The following is a 1,719-nucleotide window of genomic DNA, read 5'->3' as shown; positions in this document are numbered from 1 at the left end:
GGGTGAGGGGTTCGTGCACCTCGATGTACTCGCCGTGCGGCAGCCGCCTGATGGTGCCGGACTCCCTGCCGTGCAGGACCTTGTCCCGGTCGCGGCGCTGGAGTCCCAGGCAGACGCGTTTCGTCACGACGAAGGCGAGCACCGGCACCACGAAGACGGCGATCCGCACGAACCAGGTGATCGAGTTGATCGACAGGTGCAGGTGGGTGGCGATGATGTCGTTGCCGCCGCCGATCAGCAGCACCCCGTACAGGCTCAGCCAGGCCACGCCGAGCGCGGTGCGGGTGGGGACGTTGCGGGGCCGGTCCAGGACGTGGTGCTCGCGCTTGTCACCGGTGATCCACGCCTCGACGAACGGGTAGACGCCGATCGCCAGCAGGATCAGCGGGAAGAGCGCGAAGGGGATGAAGACGCCCAGCTGGAGGGTGTGGCCCCAGGCGTTGATCTCCCAGCTGGGCATCACCCGGATCAGGCCTTCGGAGAAGCCGAGGTACCAGTCGGGCTGGGCGCCGGTGGTGACGAGGTCGGCCCGGTAGGGGCCGAACGCCCACACGGGGTTGATGGTGGCGATCGCGCCCATGAACGACAGCACGCCGAAGACGAGGAAGAAGAAGCCGCCGGCCTTGGCCATGTAGACCGGCATGAACGGCATGCCGACGACGGACTTCTGGTCGCGGCCGGGTCCGGGGTACTGGGTGTGCTTGTGGTAGAAGACCAGGATCAGGTGGGCGACGACCAGGCCGAGCATGATGCCGGGCAGCAGCAGGACGTGCACCGGGAAGAGGCGCGAGATGATGTCGTGCCCCGGGAACTCCCCGCCGAAGAGGAAGAAGGAAAGGTACGTGCCCACGAGCGGCACGGCCAGGATCGCGCCCTGGGAGAAGCGGATGCCGGTGCCGGAGAGCAGGTCGTCGGGGAGCGAGTAGCCGGTCAGGCCGGTGATGATGCCGAGGAACAGCAGGATCCAGCCGAAGGCCCAGTTCAGTTCGCGCGGCTTGCGGAACGCGCCGGTGAAGAACACGCGCATCATGTGCACGAGCATCCCGGCGACGAAGACGAGGGCCGCCCAGTGGTGGATCTGGCGGATGAGGAGGCCGCCGCGCACGTCGAAGCTGATATCGAGGGTGGACTCGTACGCCCTGGTCATGACGACGCCGTTGAGGGGCTCGTACGAGCCGTTGTAGACGACCTCCACGCCGCTGGGCTCGAAGAAGAGGGTGAGGTAGACGCCGGTGAGGATGAGGATGAGGAAGCTGTAGAGGCAGACCTCGCCGAGCATGAAGGACCAGTGGTCCGGAAACACCTTGCGCATCTGGGACTTGGCGAGGGAGTAGACGCCGAGGCGTCCGTCGGCCCAGTCCGCCACGCGTTCGCCGTTCCCCGCCCTTGCGCTCCGCGCGTCCATGGGCGCCCTCCCCCGGCTCGGCTCACCTCAGAGTGGCACGAGCCCCCACGAACCCAAAGGGGTCGTCCGGCCTCATTTCACCTCCCGCCGGTGGGGCTCACCCGCGCAGTTCCCCGCGCCCCCAGGTACCCAGGCCCTTAGGGGCGCGGGGAACTGCGCGACCAGCCCCCACCGGGCCGGCAGACACACACGAACGCCCAGCCCCTCAGGCCCCGCAGGGCCCCTCAGGGCCGCAGCGCAAGCACCCGCTCGCGCCCCTCCTCATCCATCAGCTCGACCAGCGGAAGCACCAGCTCCCACAGTCCCTCCTTCTC

General features: G+C 68.2%; 1 protein-coding gene. It reads right to left on the bottom strand.

The features are described 5' to 3' along the window. Nucleotides 1–1,405 (bottom strand): cytochrome bc1 complex cytochrome b subunit (gene qcrB / locus FGF04_RS39095; RefSeq protein ID WP_149516143.1); only part of this gene is annotated, 1,405 nt, incomplete at its 3' end. Nucleotides 1,406–1,719 lie beyond the last annotated feature (314 nt).

The sequence above is a fragment of the Streptomyces apricus genome, from assembly GCF_008369065.1.
GTDB classification, from domain to species: domain Bacteria; phylum Actinomycetota; class Actinomycetes; order Streptomycetales; family Streptomycetaceae; genus Streptomyces; species Streptomyces apricus.
This window is presented reverse-complemented; position numbering and strand designations above follow the sequence as displayed.